This window comes from Erythrobacter sp. SN6-5 (genome assembly GCF_057364945.1).
On the sequence record NZ_CP200282.1, the window covers coordinates 699,270 to 721,981 of the forward strand.

Annotated in this window: 19 protein-coding genes and 1 pseudogene; 12 read left to right on the forward strand and 8 right to left on the reverse strand. The window is 59.8% G+C overall.

What is annotated here, in order from left to right; genetic code table 11:
* Positions 1 to 69: 69 nt before the first annotated feature.
* Both AC0V6Z_RS03420 and AC0V6Z_RS03425 read right to left on the reverse strand, forming a co-directional pair.
* The gene (locus tag AC0V6Z_RS03420) at positions 70 to 1,491 is read right to left on the reverse strand and encodes a putative O-glycosylation ligase, exosortase A system-associated (RefSeq protein ID WP_472639997.1); all 1,422 of its coding nucleotides are present in this window, start codon (positions 1,489 to 1,491) and stop codon (positions 70 to 72) included.
* The gene (locus AC0V6Z_RS03425) at positions 1,491 to 1,709 is read right to left on the reverse strand and encodes a hypothetical protein (RefSeq protein WP_472639998.1); all 219 of its coding nucleotides are present in this window, start codon (positions 1,707 to 1,709) and stop codon (positions 1,491 to 1,493) included. Before AC0V6Z_RS03425 ends, AC0V6Z_RS03420 begins: the two co-directional genes overlap by 1 nt.
* A 110-nt stretch (positions 1,710 to 1,819) precedes the next feature.
* On the opposite strand from AC0V6Z_RS03425, the gene AC0V6Z_RS03430 reads away from it, so the two are divergent.
* The 9 genes and pseudogenes from AC0V6Z_RS03430 to AC0V6Z_RS03470 all read left to right on the forward strand — a co-directional run bounded on the left by AC0V6Z_RS03430 (position 1,820) and on the right by AC0V6Z_RS03470 (position 13,899).
* A complete protein-coding gene (locus AC0V6Z_RS03430; RefSeq protein ID WP_472640834.1) occupies positions 1,820 to 3,088 on the forward strand; it encodes a TIGR04063 family PEP-CTERM/XrtA system glycosyltransferase in 1,269 nt (422 codons plus the stop codon).
* 1 nt (position 3,089) lies between these two features.
* Positions 3,090 to 4,274, forward strand: a complete 1,185-nt coding sequence (locus AC0V6Z_RS03435; protein ID WP_472639999.1) for a hypothetical protein — start codon at positions 3,090 to 3,092, stop codon at positions 4,272 to 4,274.
* Between the two features lie 498 nt (positions 4,275 to 4,772).
* Positions 4,773 to 9,426 (forward strand): annotated as a pseudogene (gene gltB / locus AC0V6Z_RS03440) (glutamate synthase large subunit).
* 16 nt (positions 9,427 to 9,442) lie between these two features.
* On the forward strand, positions 9,443 to 10,879 hold the full coding sequence (locus tag AC0V6Z_RS03445; protein ID WP_472640000.1) for a glutamate synthase subunit beta: 1,437 nt from the start codon (positions 9,443 to 9,445) through the stop codon (positions 10,877 to 10,879).
* A 17-nt stretch (positions 10,880 to 10,896) separates the two neighbouring features.
* On the forward strand, positions 10,897 to 11,016 hold the full coding sequence (locus tag AC0V6Z_RS03450; RefSeq protein ID WP_472640001.1) for an AAA family ATPase: 120 nt from the start codon (positions 10,897 to 10,899) through the stop codon (positions 11,014 to 11,016).
* Positions 10,964 to 11,464 carry an AAA family ATPase gene (locus AC0V6Z_RS03455; protein WP_472640835.1) on the forward strand — a complete coding sequence of 167 codons (501 nt, stop codon included), beginning with the start codon at positions 10,964 to 10,966 and terminating at the stop codon, positions 11,462 to 11,464. The genes AC0V6Z_RS03450 and AC0V6Z_RS03455 overlap by 53 nt, the downstream gene beginning before the upstream one ends.
* Before the next feature lie 322 nt (positions 11,465 to 11,786).
* The gene (locus AC0V6Z_RS03460) at positions 11,787 to 12,512 is read left to right on the forward strand and encodes a hypothetical protein (protein ID WP_472640002.1); all 726 of its coding nucleotides are present in this window, start codon (positions 11,787 to 11,789) and stop codon (positions 12,510 to 12,512) included.
* On the forward strand, positions 12,490 to 13,101 hold the full coding sequence (locus AC0V6Z_RS03465) for a carbohydrate porin (protein WP_472640003.1): 612 nt from the start codon (positions 12,490 to 12,492) through the stop codon (positions 13,099 to 13,101). Before AC0V6Z_RS03460 ends, AC0V6Z_RS03465 begins: the two co-directional genes overlap by 23 nt.
* 144 nt (positions 13,102 to 13,245) lie before the next feature.
* Positions 13,246 to 13,899 carry a hypothetical protein gene (locus AC0V6Z_RS03470; protein ID WP_472640004.1) on the forward strand — a complete coding sequence of 218 codons (654 nt, stop codon included), beginning with the start codon at positions 13,246 to 13,248 and terminating at the stop codon, positions 13,897 to 13,899.
* Between the two features lie 2 nt (positions 13,900 to 13,901).
* Here AC0V6Z_RS03470 and AC0V6Z_RS03475 read toward each other — a convergent pair whose 3' ends face one another.
* Together AC0V6Z_RS03475 and ung are read right to left on the reverse strand one after the other, a co-directional pair.
* Positions 13,902 to 14,237 carry a TraR/DksA family transcriptional regulator gene (locus AC0V6Z_RS03475; protein WP_472640005.1) on the reverse strand — a complete coding sequence of 112 codons (336 nt, stop codon included), beginning with the start codon at positions 14,235 to 14,237 and terminating at the stop codon, positions 13,902 to 13,904.
* A 188-nt stretch (positions 14,238 to 14,425) separates the two neighbouring features.
* Positions 14,426 to 15,112, reverse strand: coding sequence for a uracil-DNA glycosylase (ung, locus tag AC0V6Z_RS03480; protein ID WP_472640006.1), 687 nt, complete (start codon positions 15,110 to 15,112; stop codon positions 14,426 to 14,428).
* Between the two features lie 82 nt (positions 15,113 to 15,194).
* Between ung and AC0V6Z_RS03485 the strand changes: the two genes are divergently transcribed.
* From AC0V6Z_RS03485 to AC0V6Z_RS03495, 3 genes are read left to right on the forward strand one after another with little or no spacing between them, the layout of a single operon-like run.
* Positions 15,195 to 15,812 (forward strand): ribonuclease D, encoded by a 618-nt coding sequence (locus AC0V6Z_RS03485; RefSeq protein WP_472640007.1) that lies wholly within the window; start codon positions 15,195 to 15,197, stop codon positions 15,810 to 15,812.
* A gap of 24 nt (positions 15,813 to 15,836) precedes the next feature.
* Positions 15,837 to 16,502, forward strand: coding sequence for an LPS export ABC transporter periplasmic protein LptC (gene lptC / locus AC0V6Z_RS03490; RefSeq protein ID WP_472640008.1), 666 nt, complete (start codon positions 15,837 to 15,839; stop codon positions 16,500 to 16,502).
* Positions 16,499 to 17,065, forward strand: a complete 567-nt coding sequence (locus AC0V6Z_RS03495) for an LptA/OstA family protein (RefSeq protein WP_472640009.1) — start codon at positions 16,499 to 16,501, stop codon at positions 17,063 to 17,065. Before lptC ends, AC0V6Z_RS03495 begins: the two co-directional genes overlap by 4 nt.
* A gap of 7 nt (positions 17,066 to 17,072) precedes the next feature.
* Here the strand turns inward: AC0V6Z_RS03495 and AC0V6Z_RS03500 are convergent, their stop codons facing one another.
* From AC0V6Z_RS03500 to leuS, 4 genes are all read right to left on the reverse strand, one after another.
* Complete coding sequence (locus AC0V6Z_RS03500) at positions 17,073 to 18,476, reverse strand: sugar transferase (protein ID WP_472640010.1); 1,404 nt, start codon at positions 18,474 to 18,476, stop codon at positions 17,073 to 17,075.
* Positions 18,477 to 18,584: 108 nt separating this feature from the next.
* Complete coding sequence (gene holA / locus AC0V6Z_RS03505) at positions 18,585 to 19,625, reverse strand: DNA polymerase III subunit delta (protein WP_472640011.1); 1,041 nt, start codon at positions 19,623 to 19,625, stop codon at positions 18,585 to 18,587.
* The gene (gene lptE, locus AC0V6Z_RS03510) at positions 19,622 to 20,155 is read right to left on the reverse strand and encodes an LPS assembly lipoprotein LptE (protein WP_472640836.1); all 534 of its coding nucleotides are present in this window, start codon (positions 20,153 to 20,155) and stop codon (positions 19,622 to 19,624) included. The genes holA and lptE overlap by 4 nt, the downstream gene beginning before the upstream one ends.
* A complete protein-coding gene (gene leuS, locus AC0V6Z_RS03515) occupies positions 20,155 to 22,698 on the reverse strand; it encodes a leucine--tRNA ligase (protein ID WP_472640012.1) in 2,544 nt (847 codons plus the stop codon). The genes lptE and leuS overlap by 1 nt, the downstream gene beginning before the upstream one ends.
* Positions 22,699 to 22,712 lie beyond the last annotated feature (14 nt).

The following is a 22,712-nucleotide window of genomic DNA, read 5'->3' on the forward strand; positions in this document are numbered from 1 at the left end:
TCTGGGCGCGGCGCTTAGGCGGAGTAATGGCGCATCATAGGCTCAAGCGCAATGAGGTTTCCGTAAACGTCAACTTGCCGTTACGGCATTGGCGCTAGCTGCCGCGGCTTGCCCACTTCCGCGCGCTTTGCGACGCGCGCTGGCACCAACATGACCCGACTTTTCCGGGCCATTCTTGAAACGTTTCGAATCAAGCCTGCGGCAATAGGAATAGAGGGCAATCTGCAGGCCAATCAGCTTATAGAACATCGGCTGGTAAGCGATCCCCTGGAACAGCGCGCCAGTTAGGTAGATCAGGCTGGCCAGTTGCAAAGCGACGGCCAGGGGCGCAATCCATCCCTCTCGCTCGCTCGTCTGGTCTTTCCAGCGGCTGCGAATGCGCTCCATCTGCCACACGCCCAACCCTTGCAGCCACAGCCAGATCGCAAGGCCTGGCCAACCTTGTTCACCCAGCAGCTCAAAGATTGAGGAGTGGAACGCGCGCGCCTCGTCTGTCACATCGCGGTATTCGACCGAAGTCGTATTGCCGACCGCCTCACGCACGGGCAGTTCGTAAGTGAAGGAATTGCCGAGGTAGGAATCAAACCCGCCACCAAACGGCTTTTTCGAGGCGTATTCATAAGTCCAGGTCCACACCGCCACACGGGTAGAGGCGCTTTCATCCCCGCCCGGTTGAGCGATAGTGGCCATGCGCTCGTAATAGCTTTGCGGCAGAAACGGCAGTGCGATAATGCCCAGCACTCCGCCAGCAGCCATAAACAGCACGCGCCGTTTGACATAGCGCAGCAGCAGCAAGCCCAGCACAGCGATACAGACCAGGCCGGTGCGCGCTTCTGTACCGATCGGCACCAGCAATGAGGCAAAGGTGAGCGCCACGGCAAATACATTGGCCGACCAATGTTTGGGCAGGATCGTGCCAAACCGCACAAGCCACCAGATCAGCGGGATCAGGCCGATCGCAACCGTCGCCAAGGTCGAGCTTTCGTAAAGGCCACTGTTGTCATCGACGAAGAAATTGAGGTTTTCATAGCCCCCGCCGCCCAGCACGGTTTTCATCCCCGTGCCGATCACAATGGTCGCAACCGACAGGACAATCACCAGAGCTAGCGCCTCCAGCCGTAATCGCGTGGTGATGGTCAGCGGCATAAAGATCGCAAACAGTAACGCCTTCCACACCCATTCCCATTTGGTCTGCGCAGCCTCAGGGAAATCGGCGTTTTGCGTCGTCCACCAGCAATAGATTAGCAGCGCCAGCATCAACGCCTGACGCAGGGAGAAGCGCGCGCCCTCCTTACGATCGAGCAGCAACCAGCCGCCAAATGCCGCGCCAAAGGCGATGAAGGACACCGGAATTGAGGTGATGATCGAATAGCCGATCCGCTGCGGCGCAAGAATGTCGATATAGACATAGAGTAGCACCCACAAATAGGGGCGCCTAAGGCCAAGCAGCAGGACAAAGCCGATAAAGGCGATGAAGATGAGATCGAGCATTAGGCCGCCGTCTCATCTGGTGCAGGCGGGATGGAATTGAGCGTTTCACCGCGCGCGGCCTGTTTGCGGGCCGCCAGCGCGTCTTTGCGCCGCTGTTCCTCGGCCGCCTGATTGTCCGCAATCGCCGGATCCACGTCCAGATCATCGCGCCACACCAAGCGCAGCAGCGCAATGGCTAGCAAGCCATGGCCGAGTGCAAGGGCGAAATAATCGATCATTCTACGCGTGGTTCCCGCATGATTTATGGCAGGCACAATCACCCGCATATCAGGCGCTCTAACCAAACGCAGTTGACGTCCCGTTAAGGACAATCAGGCATAGCATCCTTATTATGCGCGTCCTTCACGTTCTCGACCATTCACTGCCGCTGCATTCCGGCTACACCTTTCGCACCCGCGCCATCCTAAAGGCTCAGGTCGCGATGGGAATCGAAGTGCGCGGGATCACGGGCCTGCGCCACAGTGATGACGGCGCTCTCAGCGATCCAGAAGTGGTCGATGGCCTGACCTTTCACCGCAGCACTGGGATGGCTGGCGGCCCTCCGGTGATCAATGAAATACGCGAGATGACGCATTTGTCGCTCTCAATTCAGGAACTCGCCAAGGACTGGCGACCCGACATCATCCATGCCCATTCCCCGGCGCTCTGCGGGGGTGCCGCGTGGCGTGCGTCTCGCGCGCTTGATGTCCCGTTCGTCTATGAAATCCGCGCCTTTTGGGAAGACGCAGCGGTTGGCAATGGCACGGGGCGCGAGGGATCGACCAAATACCGCATGACCCGCGCGCTGGAGACACAAATCGTCCGCCGCGCCGATGCGGTCTTCACCATTTGCGACGGGCTGCGCAGTGACCTGGTGCGGCGCGGGATCAATCCGGGCAAGCTTGGGATTATGCGCAATGGCGTGGATATGGCCATGTTTGGCGATCCGCCGCCGCGCGATGAGCGGCTTGCGAGCAAGCTCAATATCGAAGCTGATACGCCGGTAATCGGCTTTATCGGCAGCTTCTATGCCTATGAGGGGCTGGACGATCTGATCGCCGCCATGCCCCGCCTGCGAGAGCAGCAGCCGGGCACCAGGCTGCTGCTGGTGGGCGGAGGCGAAATGGAGGCTGAGTGGCGCGAGCAGGCTGCAAACCTGCCCGATCCCGATGCCGTAATCTTCACCGGGCGGGTGCCGCATTCCGAGGTTGAGCGTTACTATTCACTAATCGATGTGCTGGCCTATCCGCGCAAGCACAGCCGCCTCACTGATCTTGTCACTCCGCTGAAACCGCTGGAGGCCATGGCGCAGCAACGCATTGTCGCCGCGTCCGATGTTGGCGGCCACCGCGAGCTGATCACACACAATGAAACGGGCTTTCTCTTCCCGCCAGACGATCCCGCCGCCTGCGCCGATGCGCTCGCCAATATGCTGAGCGCGCGCGAACGCTGGGACGGGGTGCGTATGCGCGGATTGGAGCATGTTCGCCGCAGCCACGACTGGGCGCAAAACGCCAAACGTTATCGGGACGTTTACCAAAGCTTGCTAGCCACACGGGAAGCAATGCCAAACGCCATGGACGGCGTGGGCGCGAATAAACTTGGGGCGAATGGGTAAAATGGGCTTTCGCGAAGATTTGCACAGCAAGAGAGAAGCCGCGCGTGAGCGCGCCGAGCTGGCGGCTGAGGATGCTCACCGCGAGGGCCAATCCCTGTTTGAGCGGTTGAAATCCAAAGGTCGCACAAAGGTTGGACCTGCGAAAAAGCGGCGGGCCTCTAAGACTTCGATCGCAGCGCATAAGGCGTTTGTACCGCTACTCGCTGGATGGGGCGCAGCCTTGGCAGGTTTGACAGTCGCCATTCTGCCCGCACCCAGCATCACCGCCATCATGCACACCACTCAGTTGACCGTTTTGGGCGACGCGGGCCGGATCGTGCTCGCACTGCTTGCGGCTCTCTTTGGCGGATTGATCGCCTTTGCGATTGCCCGTGTCTGGAGCAATTCGGCATCGTCACACCGCTTTAGCAACACAGCCGGGCTAGACAGCGAATACGACCAGCTACGCCCGATTGATCCGAGCGCAGAGCTGGGCAGTGAAAGTCTCGATTCACCGATTGATCCAGAACTCACAGCTGATTTTGCCGCCGAACTCGCTGACGAGAATGCAGAATTGATCGAGACAGAAGAGTTTGAGCACGAGCTTACCGAGCCAGAATTTGAGCAAGAGTCATTCGAAGCAGAAGTTGAAGCCCTAGCTGAAGAATTCGCAGACGAATCAACCGACGTGCCCCTCGACGAGCCACTCGATCTAGGTATGATCGCCGAGGTTCTGCCAGAGGATGAATTGGTGCTCGACACCGAGGCTCCCGAGCCAGAAGTGCACGTCCAAGAACCCGAGCAAGCGTTGGAAACTGCGCCGCCCCTGCCCGAGGACGCACCAGATTTCCTGCGCGGTGCCGCACTCGATAGCCTGCGCCAGATCCCTAAGGACGAGCTCAGCCTGATGCAGATGGTGGAGCGCTTTGCCGCTGCGCTGCATGCGCACCAGGCGATCCACGGCGAAGGCGCTCAGCCGCGCCGCGATGCTGCTCTTGCCGAAGCCTTGCGCGCATTGTCTCTCTTCACCGAAGGCGAGGCCAAGATGGCGCAAATCCCAGCAGCCGCTGCGGTGGCCGATGGATCAACAAGCCTCGAGGGCACGGCCGCCCTTGGCGCAAGTGGCTTTTCTGAGCGTGCTCAGCAGACCGAGCGCGAATTGCGCGATGCTCTGGCGAAATTGCAGAAGCTCAGCGGCGCTGCTTAGTTTGTTTTACGCACGCCCATCCGGGCGCGCGATGTCCTCGCAGCTTGCGGACAAGTCCGCGCTGCTGCGGGCGGCCACAAGGGCCTTGCGGTCCGCTGATCGCCGACCGAGCTCCGCGACCAAGCCAGATAGAGGGCGCTGGTTCGACGCCACAGGCGTTGCAAGGGGCTTGTGCCCGCCCGCAGCGACGCGACCTTCGGGTCGCATGAGCGAGGAAAGCCAAGTGAACGGATGTGAACAGCTAGCGCTTGAGGCTAAACAAAAACGCAACAAACCCCCCACTTACTTGAGCGGTGCGCAATCGCGCTAAAGCTCAGGCATAGCTATGCGAAAGAATGCTACGTTCTTCGCGGTTGCAAAATCTCGATTCTGTCGGCAAAAGGCTCCCAAGCGATGCGGATCGCGCCCCTTGAGGGTCATTCCGCGTGCATTTCTGCCTAGCCACAAGCCCACCGGGCCTGTCGCCAGTGCCGGCGATCTGACAGAATGGATTTTTCGATGGGACAGCCCGCGGCCCAAGGCCTTTATGACGCTCGAAACGAACACGATGCCTGCGGTGTCGGCATGGTCGCGCATATTAAAGGCGAAAAGAGCCACTCCATCATTGAGCAATCGCTCGAAATTCTGAACCGCATCGACCACCGCGGCGCCGTGGGCGCAGACCCTCTGCTGGGCGATGGCGCCGGTATTTTGCTTCAGATTCCAGACCCTTTGTTCCGCAATTGGGCAGCAGAAGCTGGCTATGATCTGCCCGCAGCGGGCGATTATGCGGTGGCGATGTGCTTCATGCCTCAGGACGCCGCGGCCCGCGCATTCGTAACCGAGCAATTTGAGAAATTCACTGCCAAGGAAGGCCAGCGTTTTGTTGGCTGGCGCGATGTCCCAACCACGCTTGATGGCCTGGGCAAAGCAGTGATCGATTCGATGCCTGTAATCCAACAGGCGGTGATCGCGCGCGGCGAAAACTGCGCCGATCAAGACGCGTTTGAGCGTAAGCTGCTGGTGATTCGCAAGCAGGTGCAAAATCCACTCACCAAACTGGCTGAAAAGCATGACCTGCCCGGCCTGACCCAGCTTTATCTGCCCAGCTTTTCCAGCCGCACCATCGTCTATAAGGGCCTGCTGCTGTGCGATCAGGTTGGCAGCTTCTTCAACGATCTGCGCGATCCGGCCTGTGTTTCTGCGCTCGGTCTGGTGCACCAGCGCTTCTCGACCAACACCTTCCCCAGCTGGCGCCTGGCCCACCCGTTCCGCCTGATCGCGCATAATGGCGAGATCAACACGGTGCGCGGCAATGTGAACTGGATGAACGCCCGCCGCCGCACGATGGAAAGCGATCTGCTGGGCGTTGACCTTGATAAGATGTGGCCAATCATCCCGCACGGCCAATCCGACACCGCCTGCCTCGACAATGCGCTCGAGCTGCTGCTCGCCGGCGGATACAGCCTCGCCCATGCGATGATGATGCTGATCCCAGAGGCATGGTCCAAGAATGAGCTGATGGATCCAGATCAGCGCGCGTTCTACGAATATCACGCCGCGCTGATGGAGCCGTGGGATGGCCCCGCAGCGGTGGCCTTCACCGATGGCCGCCAAATCGGCGCGACGCTGGATCGCAACGGCCTGCGCCCGGCGCGCTTCTGTGTCACCAAAGACGACATCGTCTGCCTCGCCTCCGAAAGCGGCGTTTTGCCCTTCGCAGAGGAAGACATCACCCGCAAATGGCGCCTGCAACCGGGCAAGATGTTGCTGATCGACCTGGAGCAGGGCCGCATCATCGAAGATGACGAGCTGAAGGCTGATCTAGCGGGCGCAGAGCCCTATGCCGATTGGCTCAAAAAGGCTCAGTTCAAGCTGGAAGATATCGCCGATATCGAACCGGAGCTGTCCGAAGTGGTTGAGCGCGATGAGGCGGATGGCAATTCACTGCTGATACGCCAGCAAGCCTTTGGCTACACTCAGGAAGACATCTCGCGCTTCCTCGAGCCTATGGCGGTGAACGGCGATGATCCGCTGGGATCGATGGGCACCGACACCCCGATTGCTGTGCTGTCCAACAAGTCGCGCCTGCTTTACGATTATTTCAAACAGAACTTTGCGCAGGTCACCAACCCGCCGATTGACCCAATCCGTGAAGAGCTGGTGATGAGCCTGCTGTCGATGATCGGCCCGCGCCCGAACCTGCTTGGCCGAGAGGCTGGCACGCACAAGCGGCTGGAGGTGGAACAGCCGATCCTGACCAATGATGATCTGGCCAAGATCCGCACGGTTGAAAATGCGCTGGACGGTGCATTCCGCTGCGCCACGATCGATATGACCTGGGATGCGGAGGCCGGCGTCGAAGGCATTGAGCTGGCGATTAAGGAAATGTGCTGGGCAGCGACCGAGGCGGTGCTGCAAGACCATAATATTCTGGTACTGTCAGACCGCGCACAGAATGCGGACCGCATTCCCATGCCTGCCCTGCTAGCGACTGCTGCGGTGCATCACCATCTGGTGCGCCAGGGCCTGCGGATGCAGACCGGCCTGGTCGTGGAAACCGGCGAAGCGCGCGAAGTGCACCATTTCTGCGTGCTCGCAGGATACGGCGCAGAGGCGATCAACCCCTACATGGCGTTCGAAACGCTGGAGGATATTCGCCGCAAGAAGCACCTGGAGCTGGACCCGCGCGAGGTTGAGCAAAATTACATCAAGGCAATCGGCAAAGGCATCCGCAAGGTCATGTCCAAAATGGGCATCTCGACCTATCAATCCTATTGCGGGGCGCAGATTTTTGACGCGGTTGGCCTGTCGACCAGCTTTGTCGAGAAATACTTCACCGGCACAGCGACCACCATCGAAGGCGTCGATCTGGCGCAGGTTGCCGAGGAAAGCGTGCGCCGCCACGCGCAGGCTTACGGTGACAATCCGATCTATGAGAGCATGCTCGATGTTGGCGGCATCTATCAATACCGCCTGCGCGGGGAAGAGCACGCCTGGACGCCTAAGAACGTTGCCGATCTTCAGCACGCCGTGCGCGGCAACAATCCGTCGAACTACGAAGAATTTGCCAAGAGCGTGAACGAGCAATCCGAACGCCTGCTGACCATTCGCGGGTTGATGGAATTCAAGAAAGCCGATGAGGCGATCCCGCTTGACGAGGTTGAGCCAGCATCGGAAATCGTCAAACGCTTTAGCACCGGCGCGATGAGCTTTGGCTCGATCAGCCACGAAGCGCATTCAACCCTGGCGGTCGCGATGAACCGGATTGGCGGGCGCTCCAACACCGGCGAAGGCGGCGAGGAGCCGTTCCGTTTCAAGCCGCTGGACAATGGCGATTCCATGCGCAGCCGGATCAAGCAGGTGGCCTCGGGACGGTTTGGCGTCACAACGGAATATCTCGCCAACTCCGACGACATCCAGATCAAGATGGCGCAGGGCGCAAAGCCGGGTGAAGGCGGTCAGCTGCCCGGGCACAAGGTCGACAAGCGGATCGGCGCGGTGCGCCACTCAACACCGGGCGTTGGCCTGATCTCACCACCGCCGCACCACGATATTTACTCGATCGAAGACCTCGCTCAGCTGATCCACGATTTGAAAAACGTGCAGCCATCGGCGCGCATCTCGGTAAAGCTCGTGTCCGAAGTGGGCGTGGGCACGGTCGCCGCTGGCGTTTCAAAAGCGCGCGCGGATCATGTCACCATCTCCGGCTATGACGGCGGGACTGGCGCATCGCCGCTGACCAGCCTGACGCACGCCTAGCAGCCCGTGGGAAATTGGCCTCGCCGAGACTCAGCAGACCCTGCTGCTCAACGATCTGCGCAGCCGCATTGCCGTGCAAGTCGACGGCGGCCTGCGCACCGGACGCGACGTCGCGATTGGGGCCTTGCTCGGCGCAGACGAGTTTGGCTTTGCCACCGCCCCGTTGATCGCGGCAGGCTGTATCATGATGCGCAAGTGCCACCTCAATACCTGCCCGGTTGGCGTCGCCACGCAGGATCCAGAGCTGCGCAAGCGCTTCACCGGCCAGCCAGAGCATGTCGTCAATTACATGTTCTTCGTCGCTGAAGAGCTGCGCCAAATCATGGCCGAAATGGGCTTCCGCACGGTCGATAAAATGGTTGGCCGCGCCGACCGTCTCGATATGAGTCGGATGCACCGCCATTGGAAGGCAAGCGGGATTGATCTCTCGCGCCTGCTGCACATGCCTGAGCTGCCAGAAGGCGCGCCATTGCAGCACACCGAGGGTCAGGATCACGGCCTGAGCGGCGCGCTCGACAATGCGCTGATCGCGGATTGTACTGAGGCGATTCAGGCGAAGAAGCCGGTCCAATTGACGTACGAGATCGCCAATAAGAACCGCACCGCTGGCGCGATGCTATCCGGCAAAATCGCGGCAACACATGGTCATGAAGGCCTGCCGCCGGAGACGATCCGCATCAATTTGAGCGGCGTCGCAGGCCAAAGCTTTGGCGCATGGCTGGCCCATGGGGTCACGCTCGATCTGTCGGGCGATGCCAATGACTACGTGGGTAAGGGTCTATCAGGCGGGCGCATCATCGTACGTCAGCCTGATGCGGCAAGCCGGGACCCAAGCGAGAACATCATCGTCGGTAACACCGTGCTGTACGGCGCGATTGCGGGCGAGGCTTACTTTGGCGGTGTCGGTGGCGAGCGCTTTGCCGTGCGCAATTCCGGCGCGATTGCCGTGGTCGAAGGCGCAGGGGACCACGCCTGCGAATATATGACCGGCGGCGTTGTTGTGGTGCTGGGCAAGACTGGCCGTAACTTTGCCGCTGGGATGAGCGGCGGCGTGGCCTACGTCTATGACCCGGATGGCACGTTCGAAAGCCTGGTGAACAAGGCGCAGGTCGATCTGCTGCCAATCTCTGCAGAGCCTGACGCCGAAGACGGCACCGGACGCCCGGCGCAGCGCGCCAGCTCTGTGCATGATTTCGGTATGGGCGACATGCTGCGCCACGATGCAGAGCGGCTCAAGATTTTGATCGAACGCCATCAATTGCACACAGGCAGCACCAAGGCTGGCGAATTGCTTAGCAATTGGGAGCAATCGCTGAGCCAGTTCGTCAAGGTAATGCCGAGGGATTATGCACGCGCGCTAAAGGCTCTCGAAGCGGAGCGCGAAGAAGCCGCCTCGGTCGCAGCAGAATAGAAACAGAGTAGACACCATGGGCAAAGACACCGGATTCCTCGAAATCGAGCGGCGCGAGCGCGACTATCTCGACCCCAAGGAACGACTGAGCAATTACCGCGAATTCGTGGTTCAGCCCGATGATGCGACGCTGTCTAATCAGGCGGCGCGATGCATGGATTGCGGCATTCCCTATTGTCACAATGGCTGCCCGGTAAACAACATGATCCCGGACTGGAATCATCTCGTTTATGAGAACGACTGGAAGAACGCACTTTCCGTCCTCCACTCGACCAACAATTTCCCGGAATTCACCGGCCGCATCTGCCCCGCCCCGTGCGAGGCGAGCTGCACGCTCAACATCGTCGACCAACCAGTGACGATCAAATCGATCGAATGCGCGATTGTCGATCGTGGGTGGAAAGAAGGTTGGATCGAGCCGCAAATGCCCACCCAAAAGACCGGCAAGACCGTCGCTGTGGTCGGATCAGGCCCCGCTGGCATGGCCTGCGCCCAACAATTGGCGCGCGCTGGCCACACCGTCACCATGTTTGAGAAAAGCGACCGGGTCGGCGGGCTGCTGCGCTATGGCATTCCTGACTTCAAAATGGAAAAACAGCTGATCAACCGCCGCTGCGTCCAGATGGAGGCCGAAGGGGTTGAGTTTAAAACCTCAAAAGAGGTCGGCGTCGACGTGTCGTTCCAGAGCCTCAATGAAAATTACGATGCGATTGTCCTGTCCGGCGGCAGCGAAGACGCCCGCGCGCTCTCCATTCCCGGTGCGGAAATGGACGGGGTGCGCCTGGCGATGGAATTCCTGACCCAGCAGAACAAGCGCAATGCCGGCGACGAAGAATTGCGCGCCGCCCCGCGCGGCAGCCTGCTCGCAACCGGCAAAGATGTGGTCGTGATCGGCGGCGGGGACACCGGCTCTGACTGCGTTGGCACCTCCAACCGGCAGGGCGCGAAAAGCGTGACCCAGCTGGAAATCATGCCCAAGCCGCCTGAGAAGGAAGACAAGGCGCTGACCTGGCCCGATTGGCCGCTCAAACTGCGCACCTCCTCCAGCCATGAAGAAGGCGCGAACCGCGATTGGGCGGTCCTGACCAAGCGTGTGGTTGGCGACGGCGAGAAAGTTACCGGCATTGAATGCGCGCGGGTCGAATGGGTTGACGGTCAGATGCGCGAAATCGTCGGCAGCGAGTTTACAATCCCGGCTGATTTGATCCTGCTCGCTATGGGCTTTGTCGGGCCGAAGAAAACCGGCCTGCTCGATCAGGCAGCGGTCGAATTGACGACGCGCGGCAATGTTGCAGCGAACGAAGATGACTACGCCACCAGCGTGGAGAAGGTCTATGCCTGCGGCGATATGCGGCGCGGACAGAGCCTGGTCGTCTGGGCCATCCGCGAAGGGCGGCAATGCGCGCGCAGCGTCGATGAGGCTCTGATGGGCGCAAGCTCTCTGCCACGCTAAGAGAAACGACAGTTTCTATGGCGCGCAAATTTCTCATCACTGGTTGCTCCGGTGGTGGGAAATCCACACTGCTCGCCATCTTGTCTGACCTCGGTTTTCCGGTCGTCGAGGAGGCTCGGCAGGCGCGTTGTCGCTAAGCAAGAAGCTGCGGGCGGCTCCGCCTTTCCCTGGAGCGATATGGCCGCGTTTCTGCGCGAGGTCGAAACTATGGCAGCCGCTGATATCGCCAAAGCAGTGGACGCCCCCGGTCCGGTTTTCTTTGATCGCGGCCTACTCGACACCGTTGCAGCATACGAATTTCATCTGGGCGATCATGACGCCGCTCGGCGCACTCCATTTCGTGACCTGACGGCCTACTATGCCAAGCAGGTTTTTATCGCCCCACCATGGCCAGAGATTTACATTAACGATGCCGTTCGACAGCATGATTTTGAGCTGGCCGTGCGCGAATATGAATACACGCTCTCAATCCTGCCGCGCCTCGGATTCGAACCGGTGTTCCTGCCACTTTCAGAGCCACAGGAACGCGTACGATTTGTCCTAAGCCATATTGGCGAAGAATGGCCTCACCCTAACCTTGGTTGAAGTGCTGATCGATAGAACACTTTTCTCCGCAGTTTTGAGTGTCTAATCGCGCTCGCAGTACCGGGCATTATTGCTAGTGTGTTCTATCAATTTCTTGACCGCTCAATCAATTGCGCCAATCAGCAGTTCTATTATTGAGTGACACCAAGTTTGAGCTAAGTGCTTGACCAGCCAGTTCTTGTAAGGCACCAAAGCATAATACGGTGGGAGAGAAGCGATTGCCTGCGCAATGGCGCGGTGGATTGCACAAGACACTATGCGGGTCGTACCGATAAGTTCGCACAAATTTCGATGTACGCGTCTCACCTTCATTGCTGCAGCAATGAGCGCAGGACTGCTTGCTGCCACCCAGCCTGCGGTTGCTAAAACCACGCTTGAGGATGAATTTGACGCGGTGTTTGCTACAGCTGTAGCTCATTCGGAACAGGCCGATCCAGTTCCCGAAACCATAGCTGCATCCACAGCCGCATCGCAGGATGCCGCAGCACCCACGCCTCTGCCAGCACTTGTGCCCGTCGCCGCACCGCAGGCTCCACCGCCGTCCAAGCCGATCGAGGCCAAGCTCGCCATCTCTCAATTCGTTGATGTTCCCGTCGCTGGCAATGCGCCCGGCACGGTGCGCTACAGTGGCCGGGCCGATGCCTATATCGACATCCAAGGCAGCGCCCTGGGCCTTGATGACAGCTGGACATTCACGCTGCGGCCCGAGTTCACTTGGGGTCAGGGTTCCAACGGCGTGATCGGTCTGATCCCGAACAACACCGCCCTGTTTCGCGGCGAGGATGCGGGCGATTTCGACATCTCGGCCAGCGTTTCCAAACGCTGGAAATCGGGCACCAAGCTGACCGTGGGCAAGGTCAATGTGCTTGACCTCGGCGGGAAGCTACCCGTGGTTGGCAGCAATGGGCACTATGGATTCCAGAACCTCAGTGTCGCCCTGCCGCCATCCGCAATCATCGCGAACACACTCACCGGCGCACTGCTGGAGGTGCCGACCGACAATGCGCTTTACCGTTTGTGGGTGTATGATCCGGATCTCGCAGTTTGAACGGACCGGGTTTGAAACCGCCTTTGGCAGCGGGGTCGGATTTCTCGGCTCTGTCACAGTGCCGGTAAAGATTGGCGGCAAGCCGGGCTATTATGCGCTCAAACTGTCGGGCTCGACCCGTAATGATATAAATGCAGGGTCACTGCCAGCGGCATTGATCCCCGCGCCAGGATCCAGCTTTGGCAATACGCGCGGCGAGTTTGCCGCCGTATTTGCCGGCTATCAATTCCTCGATGTCTATCCAGAGGCACCAGGCAAAGGCTGGGGCATTTTTGGCCAGGTGTATGGCTCGCTCGGCGATCCGACCTTCCTTGATTACAGCGGTTTTGTCGGCGTTTCCGGAAATCCGCGCGGCCGCCCGCAAGACCGATTTGGCGCGGCAGTGTTCCAATATTCCCTGACAGACGAGCTGGTGAGCGTGCTCGCCACGCGGCTCGGCCTGGAAGACGAGCGAGGCGTCGAACTGTTCTACACAGTGGGCGTTGCTGATACATTCGAGGTTACCGCCAACACCCAGCTTATAGACAGCGCGGTCGCAGCGCGCGATACAGGCGTGCTGTTGGGGATGAGGCTGAATGCGACCTTCTAAATTTGCTGGAATGGCAGTGCTGTCGATGTTGGCGCTGTCAGGCTGCGTGCAGGGAAGCCACGTCCAATCGGCAGACCGCAGCGCCAAGCAAGAACAGCTGATACCAGCGGTTGCTCCCCTAGCACGGCTCCCAAGATTGATTTCGTGGGACGTTATGACGGTGGATCTTTTGAGACTGCGATGGGCATGCTGATCAATGACGATGGCACGTTCCATTGGGGCCTGTCCGTCGGATCACTAGACATGCGCGCGCGCGGAACGTGGGATCAGGAAGGCGAGGTGATCATCCTCACCTCCGCTCCCAAACCTGTTCCACCCGAGTTCAACTGGCTTGGTTCCGAAACATATCCCGGCGCACCAATGGTGAAAGTGGTCTGGGCGAGCAATGCAGAACCCTTCCAATACGCCACCGTCCTGATCGATTGCGCGGATGGCACGCGCTTGATCGATCAGGTTCCCTCAGAAGGATGGTCGCCACCCGAAGGCGAATGCCCAAAACCCGTCTCGCTGAGGCTGGAAGAGGGCATTTATGATGTCCAATCACAGATCTATGATCTGAGTGAATTCGGCTGGACGCCGGGCAGCACCATCACCTTTACATTCAAGCGCAATGATCTGGGCGTAGCGGATTTCACGGGGATGGTCGGCATCTTGGACGACAATGTCCTGAAATTCGCACCAAGCGCCGGATCGGATCCGCGGCTGGGACAGTTGGAATTACGTAAGATACCGCCGCACCTTTACGACCCTGTGGTTCCTGCGGAACCTAAAGCGTCGCAAGAGGCTGAAACGCCCTAGCCCTAACCCTCACCACCCGCGCATTTCACGCAGGTTGGGACGCTCGGATCGTGGCGCAGGCGCGCCTCTGCAATATCCTCACCGCAGGTCGCGCAATACCCCCACTCATCCTCGTCCAAGCGCTCTAGTGCAGAGGCAATGCGCATGCGTTCGCCCGCGCGGCGGCGCTCCTGTGCCTGAGCCATGGCCTGCTGCTGCATCGCATCCATCCGGCTTAGGCGTCCGACGCTGTCCTGTTGCAACATCACGGGCGCGCGGCTTTCGGTGCTGATGCGGTCTTCCTCTGCGAGTTCTTCCTGCCGTTTGAGCAGGGCGGTGCGGGCCTCATCCTGGGTCATAATCGGACTTTCCTACAGCACGCGGTTTGAGGCAAGTTCGCGCGATGATTTACCTCGCTCTACCCTGCCGCAATTCCAACATTTCAAAAGTCACACTTTGTCATGCGCGGATCGTCGCAAGCTGTTATAATCACTATTCTTTTCACCAAAAGTCACAGATTCGAAATTCGCATCTGTGTTCCAAGCCGCTACAGCGCCCAATCAATCGGTGTGAGGTCGTGGCTTTCAAGGAAGGTGTTGATTTGGCTGAAGGGTTTGGAGCCGAAGAACCCGCGATAGGCCGACAAGGGGCTGGGATGCGGACTGGTGAGCACCAGGTGATGCGGGGCCCCGCCAAGGGCCTTCACCCGGCCCGCCTTCTTCGCCGCATGACTGCCCCACAGCACAAACACGCATGGGCTTCCGCGCTCCGCCACCGCCGCAACGCAGGCATCCGTAATCGCGTCCCACCCGCGCCCGGCATGGCTGCCCGCCTGCGCGGCCTCAACCGTCAGCGTGTTGTTGAGCAGCAGCACGCCTTGCCTGGCCCAGGGTGTGAGATTGCCGGTGGTGGGCGGCGCGATTCCCAGGTCGCTCTCCAGCTCTTTGAAGATGTTGGCAAGCGAGGGCGGAGCCTTCACTCCGTCTTGAACCGAGAACGACAGGCCATGCGCCTGGCCTGGTCCGTGATAGGGATCCTGACCCAGCACCACCACGCGCACATCCTCCAGCGGGGTCATCGCAAGCGCGGCGAGGCGCTGCCCACGCGGGGGATAGATGACCTTGCCCGCATCCTCCTGCGCACGCAGCCAACCGCCAAGCCGCCGCGCCTCAGCACTGGCCAGCACTGGCTCCAACGCGGCGCGCCAGCTTTCAGGGATCGGATCTCTGCTCATACATCAAAAGCTACACTGCCCGCGCACCCTCGCGCTATGTCCTCTTCCCCTCTTTCCCCAATGCTTCTAGGAGAATGAGCTTATGACAGTCCATTTCCATGAAGAAGACCTGCCCGCAGGCGTACTCGCCGATGGCCCAGTGGCCGTTGATACTGAAACCATGGGCCTGATCACCCACCGTGATCGGTTGTGCGTGGTGCAGATCAGCGATGGCAAAGGGGACGAGCATCTGGTGCGCTTTGGCCCGGATAGCGACTATGCCGCACCCAATCTGAAGGCAGTGCTGGCGGACCCTGCGCGGATAAAGCTTTACCACTATGCCCGCTTCGATCTGGCCGCGATCCATTACTATCTGGACGTGATGGCCGCACCGGTGTTCTGCACCAAGATCGCCAGCAAGCTGGTGCGGACCTACACCGACCGCCATGGTCTGAAGAACCTGGCCAATGAGCTGCTGGGTGCAGAGATATCCAAACAGCAACAATCGAGCGATTGGGGCGGACCGGAGCTGAGCGAGGCGCAGCGTGAATATGCGGCCTCTGATGTGCGTTACCTGCACGCCATGCGAGAGGAGCTGATCAAGCGGTTAGAACGCGAAGGGCGCACTGAGATCGCGCAGGCCTGTTTCGACTTCCTGCCAACGCGCGCACTGCTCGACATGGCGGGTTGGTCAGAGCATGACATCTTCAGCCACATGTAAGGCAAGGCTGGGCAAAGCACTCTCATGGTCATCAAACGGCGCATCGAAACAAGCAAGGCAAAGGCGCTTCGCGGCAAGCGCCAACACTTTGCCGCGCCTGGTGGCTCGCATGACAAGCTCGTCGGCTTCTTGGCCCGCGCTTTGCCGATGGGCGTTGGGGTCATGGCGGCGTTGATGATCATCACCCCGCTGTCGCCGCGCGGCGAAATCTCATTCCTGCTCGACCGCAACAAAGTGGCGATGATCAGCGAACGGCTCAGCGTGGATAACGCCATGTACCGCGGGCGCGATGAACGCGGACGACCGTTCTCGATCCAGGCTGGCGAAGCGGTGCAGCGTTCCAGCGCCGAGGGCATCGTGCGCATGGACGATCTGATCGCGCAATTGCTCTTGCCAGAAGGGCCTGCGAGGATCAGCGCTCCTGGTGGGGCCTATGACATTGATGAAGAGGTCGTTGATGTTGACGGCGCCGTAAGGTTACGGGCCGCCGATGGCTACACCATGACCGCGCGCGGCGTGTCCGTTGACCTTGAAGAGCGCGCGATGCGCGGCGACGACGGGGTCGAGGGTGCTGTGCCTGCTGGCACTTTCAGCGCCAACGCACTGAGAGCGGACCTGTCTGCACGCACGATTACGCTGGAAGGCAATGCAAAACTGTCCATGATACCGGGCGAATTGAGGATACCATGACGCACACCGCACCCCCTTCACTGACCCGCACTGCCGCCCGCTGGGCGCTGGGCGGATTGGTCGGCACCGCTGCCTTTATGGGCGCGATCCAGGTCGGCGCCCAGGGTATTGCCGCGCACAACAGCCGCGCCCCGGTGGACTTCGACGCGGGCCGGATTGAGCTGCAAGATCGGGAAAATCGCGTGGCTTTGTCGGGCAATGTGATCGTGCGTCAGGCTGGCCTCACCGTGCAATCGAACCGGATGCTGGTGAATTACAGCGACAGCGGATCACTCGATATTCAGCGTATTACAGCAACCGGCGGCGTCACCGTTTCGCGCGGTGATGAGCGGGCGAGCGGCGATGTCGCGATCTATGACTTTGGCAGGCGGATCATCACAATGTCAGGCAATGTGCGGCTCGCGCGCGGCGGCGACCGGTTGAACGGCGGGCGCTTGGTGATCGACCTTAGAACCGGGCTTTCCAGCGTTGATGGCCGGGCATCGGGCGGTCCAGCTGGGACTACACAGGGTTCAGATGGCCGGGTAACGGGCAGCTTCTCCGTCCCGCAAGACGGCGAATAAGCGGCGCTCAAAAAGCACGGTCGTGGCGCAGCACCGACAAAGTGCGCAAAGTGATCTCCACATCGCGGCGCAGGGTCCAGCCGGCGATATACTCAAGGTCGGATTGAAGGCGATCGGTTAGGTCGGATTCCCGCTCTGTCGCGCCCCGATGCCCGCGCACCTGAGCCAGCCCGGTTAGACCAGGTTTGAGCGAATGGCGCCGCCAATATTGGCCATCGACCTCCCAAAACAGCTTGTCGCCCGCCTGGCTGCCGAGCGCGTGAGGACGCGGCCCAACAATCGACATCTCACCGCGCAACACGTTCCAGAGCTGCGGCAGCTCATCAATGCTGCTAGAGCGGATGAACCGGCCAATGCGGGTTATACGATCATCGCCGCGCGCGGTTGATCGCTCGCCGCTCTCATCCCCGCTTTCCGGCCGCATGCTGCGAAATTTGAGCATGTTGAAAAACTCATTGCCACGCCCAACGCGCCGCTGAGCGAAGAGCACAGGCCCGCCGTCCTCCAGCTTAATCAGCAGCGCAAACACAGCCAGCACAGGTGACAAAACGATCAGGCCGATCGACGCAAGAACGATGTCGTAACATCGCTTCGTCGCGCGGGCCCGCATGCGGAGCGGCCCGGTCGACACGACCAGTGAGGTTACATCCTGCACATCGTATCGCTGCACGCCCATCGCTCCCAAGCGCTGCGCAGGCTCACTCAGAATCTCGCCAAATACCCCAACAGATTTGAGCAGGATCGCCCATTGCTGACGCCGCAGGGAGGAGCTGGAAATGACCACATTGTCTTGATTGCGCAGCAATTGCCCAATCTTGTCGCGCATATGCGGATCGTGGCTGCCCGGATCGAGGCCCAGTTCACGCGCGTCAATCACGGTCGCGTCGCGCAATGCAAAGGCGGGGCCGCCATCATCAATGACGAGATAATTGCGGATCTTCCCGCCCCAGAACCGGGCGATAAACGCAACCAATCCACGCCGCGCCAGCGCCATCAAAGTAAAGGACAAAATGAGCCCCAGCGACATTGAGACCCGCGAGAACTCCGCATTGGCTTTGGCGAAAAAGGCGAGAAAGTTGAGCAGGCCAACCGATATCACCAAGGCGACCGCCAGTTTTCTGACCGCATAGCCCCAGTCGGTGAGCGACCGGGCGCAATAGCTCGTATTGTAAAGCGCTATCGTAAAATAGATCGGCAATAATATCGCCGTCGCCAGCACGGCGCGTGGTTCCCACCAAATGTTTTCATAGGCGAAAGCCGCAAATACAAATCCGAAATGCAATAAAATCAGATCGATGAGTAGCATTGCAATATAGGCGCGAAGTCGCCGACGCTCCAACGAGGGCGCCGATTGTAGCTGTGTCTGTTGCGACCGCGCACTAGCGACAATCGGTCCCGACAGCTTATTCATGATCCTATCAGCATCATTTCTACGACCCCGGTATTTCTACCTAAGGGAGAGTCTAATGCAATTGGATCAGCAACGCGAATTTTATGCCGAGCGTTATGCCGCAAGAATTCACCGCCTGGCAGCAAATCTGGCGATCTCCGCAAGACCTTGGGCGAGCAGCATCTCCGCCGCCTGACTGTTAGACAGCAAAGTCCTGTGCATTTCGACCAGGCGCGGGATCAGCCGATCCAGCTTGCGTGCATGCCATTTCGTCAATTGCTGACGGATGTCGCGCTCCTCACGCCAAAATATGCCGAGCTGCGCCTTTTCGCCCTTACCCAGATTGTCGAGTGAACCGCGCGGGCCAAGCTTCGCGGTGATCTGAGCCAATTGCGCCGCACGCCGCTCTATCGCGAGCAGTAAGCCCACGGGGTTCAGGCCCAGCTCCCGCATGCGGCGGATTTCGCGATCAATCCGGGGCAGTTCTCCGCCCATCACCGCATTGACGAGTGGCTGAAACCCTTCTTCCTCGGTAGCGGCACCAATCTCTCCATAATCTTCGATCGAGGCGGTCTTCGGCTCAAGCGGATCAGCACCGCAATAAAGCGCGAGCTTGGTCACTTCTGATTGGGCCAACCGCACGTCAAGGCCGACCGCGCGCGCAATACGCTCCGCCAAATCACCGCCCAGTCGCAGACCCGCAGCATCCGCCATTGCCCGCACTGACACCGCGACAGAGGAAAGGTCCGGCGGCCAGAACATAGCGACCATACCGTCTTTGCGTTTCTCGATCAGCTTGGCCGTGCGCGCTTTATCGGTGGCGGAGGTGGCAACGATCAGGACCGGAGCCGCCTCACCCGCACCTGCTTCGCCTGTCTCGATCAAGGCTTTGACCGCATCATGCGCTTCATCGCCATTGGCGCGGACAAACAAATGACGCTTATCGCCAAACAAGGAGCCAGAGCGGGCCTCATCCCCCAACATCGCCGGGTCTCGTTTGAGGTCACCGCCAGAGATCTCGATCCGCTCGCCCGCGTCGGGCAGGCCTTCGATAATCTTGGTGGCGGCTGCAGACGCCCCTGCCTCATCGGGTCCGCAGAAAAAGAAGATGGAGCAATTGGCAGCGCCGCTGGGTAGGCCGCGTGCAAAATCGCGCTGGGTCGCCTTCATTGGCCCGCTGGCGCGCTACCGACCGTCTTGGCTTGTGCGCGCAAAGTCAGGGCGATCTGGGTCACCATTCGGTCCGCCACCTCTTTGGAAAGGTTTTCAAGCGCGGTCTGCTCCGCCGCAATTGTCGCAAATTCTGAGGAGACCACATCAATGCCCGCATCTGCGCCAGCAGTCGCATCGAGCAGGATTTCGCCGCTGGCAATATCGATCAATTGATAGCGCGCGCGCAGAATGCGGCGCTCTCGGCTGATCGTGTCATCATTGAGCACACCCAGCGCCTCAAGCGCATCATCGAGCCGCACGTCTAACCGGTAGCGCGGAGCGACAGCGCCCGACACTTGCAAACGGTCCTCCAACGCCCCGCGCAGCAGCCACCCGCCGCGCCCGGGAATGGTCGGGATCTGTACCGCGGCCAGTCCATTGGTCACCCCCGCATTGGTGCCGTCGCTCGAATAGAGCGGTTGCAGGCCGCAGGACGCCAGAACCGGCGACAGCGCAACACACGCGAGCAGGGCAAGTGCGCGGCGCATCATGTAACGATGTTCACCAGTCTATCAGGCACCACGATCACTTTGCGTATCTCCGCTCCGTCGAGTGAACGCTGGACCTTCTCGCTCGCCAGCGCAAGCGCTTCGAGGTCTTCTTTCGCAGCCCCTTTGGGCGCGGTCAGTGTATCGCGCAGCTTGCCCTTGTGTTGGACCGCGATGGTGACTTCATCCTCAACCAGCATGGCTGGATCATGCACGGGCCAGGCGGCGTCCGCGATCAGGCCGCTTTCATTCTGCCTCAACCAGATCTCTTCGGCCAGATGCGGCATCATCGGGCTGACAAGATGCAGGATGGTGCGGATCGCGAAATTGCGACTTTCACTGGGGGGCGCTTTTTCCGCCGCTCCGGTAAGCTCGTAAATGCGCGCGACCGCTTTGTTAAAGCTCAGCGCTTCGATGTCTTCAGCGACCGCAACCACGGCCTGATGAGCCTTGCGAGCGAGCGCTTTGTCTTCGCCTGAGGCGGCAGGATCAACGCTTTCGAACAGGCGCCAGAGCCGCTGTACAAACCGTCCGCAGCCTTCAATCCCGGCCTCTGACCAAGGCAAGTCGCGCTCTGGCGGGCTGTCGGACAGCATGAACCAGCGCACTGCGTCTGCGCCATATTCATCGATAATTCCATCTGGGTCGACGACGTTTTTCTTCGACTTGGACATTTTAACGACGCGGCCGACTTCGACTTCGAGACCACTGTCGGTCTCAAAAACCTTTCCGTCACGACGCACAACTTCGTCGGGCGAAACCATGTATGACCGTGGCAGTGTCGTCCGGCCTTCGTTGTCAGGGATGAATACCTTATAGGTCTCATGCGTCACCATGCCCTGTGTGAAGAGCGCAGCGAAGGGCTCAGCCACATCGATCTTGCCGATATGCTTGAGCGCGCGGGTCCAGAACCGGGCATAGAGCAAGTGTAGGATCGCGTGCTCGATCCCGCCAATATAATGCTCCACCGGCATCCATTTCGCGACTTCTTCTGCGTTGAATGGCGCATCCACAGGCTGGCTGGCAAAGCGTAGAAAATACCACGAGGAATTGGTGAACGTATCGAGCGTATCGGTCTCGCGCCGCGCATCACCGCCACATTTGGGACAAGCCGTCTTGCTCCAGGTCGGATGGCGTTCCAGCGGATTGCCCGGCGTCTCAAAATCAACATCGTCGGGCAGCGTGACTGGCAACTGATCTTTCGGCACGGGCACAACACCGCAAGTATCGCAGTGGATGAAGGGGATCGGTGTGCCCCAATATCTCTGGCGCGAAACGCCCCAATCGCGCAACCGCCAGACAGTGGTGCCATTGCCCCATCCGCCCGCTTCTGCGCGTGCATTCACCTCGGCCTTAGCAGCCTCAACACTCATACCATTGAGGAAGTCAGAGTTGACGATCACACCGTCTCCGGTGGCCGCTTCGCCCTCAAATGGAGCGTCAGCTTCGCTCACGTCGCTGGCGACAACGCGCGTAATCGGCAGGTCATATTTGGTTGCGAATTCAAAGTCGCGCTGGTCATGGCCTGACACGCCCATCACCGCGCCCGTGCCGTAATCCATCAGCACAAAATTGGCGATAAACACCGGTAGAGGCTCACCAGTGAAGGGATGCTTCGCCGTAACGCCCGTATCAAAGCCGAGCTTTTCAGCGGTTTCCAACTCTGCTGCGGTTGTTCCGCCGCGCTTGCATTCTTCGATAAAACTCGCCGCCGCTGGATCGCTCGCGCCGACTTGCTGCGCCAATGGATGATCGGCCGCTACCGCACAGAAACTTGCGCCGAAAATCGTATCCGGACGCGTCGAATAAACCGGCAGCTTGTCGCCATTTGAAAGCTCAAATGAAAACTCAAGACCGGTGGATTTCCCGATCCAGTTTTCCTGCATCAGCCGGACTTTCTCAGGCCAATCTTTCAGTTCACCCAGGCCATCGAGCAGTTCGCCTGCAAAATCAGTGATCTTTAAGAACCACTGATCCAGCTTGCGCTTTTCAACCTCAGCGCCGCTGCGCCAGCCCTTGCCATCAATCACCTGCTCATTGGCGAGAACGGTCATGTCGACCGGGTCCCAGTTCACCTCGCTGCTGCGGCGATAGACCAGCCCGGCTTCATACATGTCGATGAACAGCGATTGTTCATGGCCATAATATTCTGGATCGCAGGTCGCGAACTCGCGCGTCCAATCAAGCGCAAAGCCGATGCGCTGCAATTGCGCTTTCATCGCCGCGATATTGGCCCGGGTCCAGCTGCCGGGATGGACCTTCTTTTCCATCGCCGCGTTTTCAGCCGGCATGCCGAACGCGTCCCACCCCATCGGATGGAGCACTTCGTGTCCGCGCATCTTCTTATACCGCGCCAGCACGTCGCCCATGGTGTAATTGCGCACGTGCCCCATATGGATGCGGCCCGAGGGATAGGGGAACATCTCAAGGATGAAGCTCTTAGGCTTGGACGAAGAGCTGTCAGCGGTAAAAGTGCCCGCCTCGCTCCACGCACGTTGCCAGCGCCCGTCGGCCCTGGACGGATCAAAACGCGTATCAGTCATGAAACCCCGCTAGG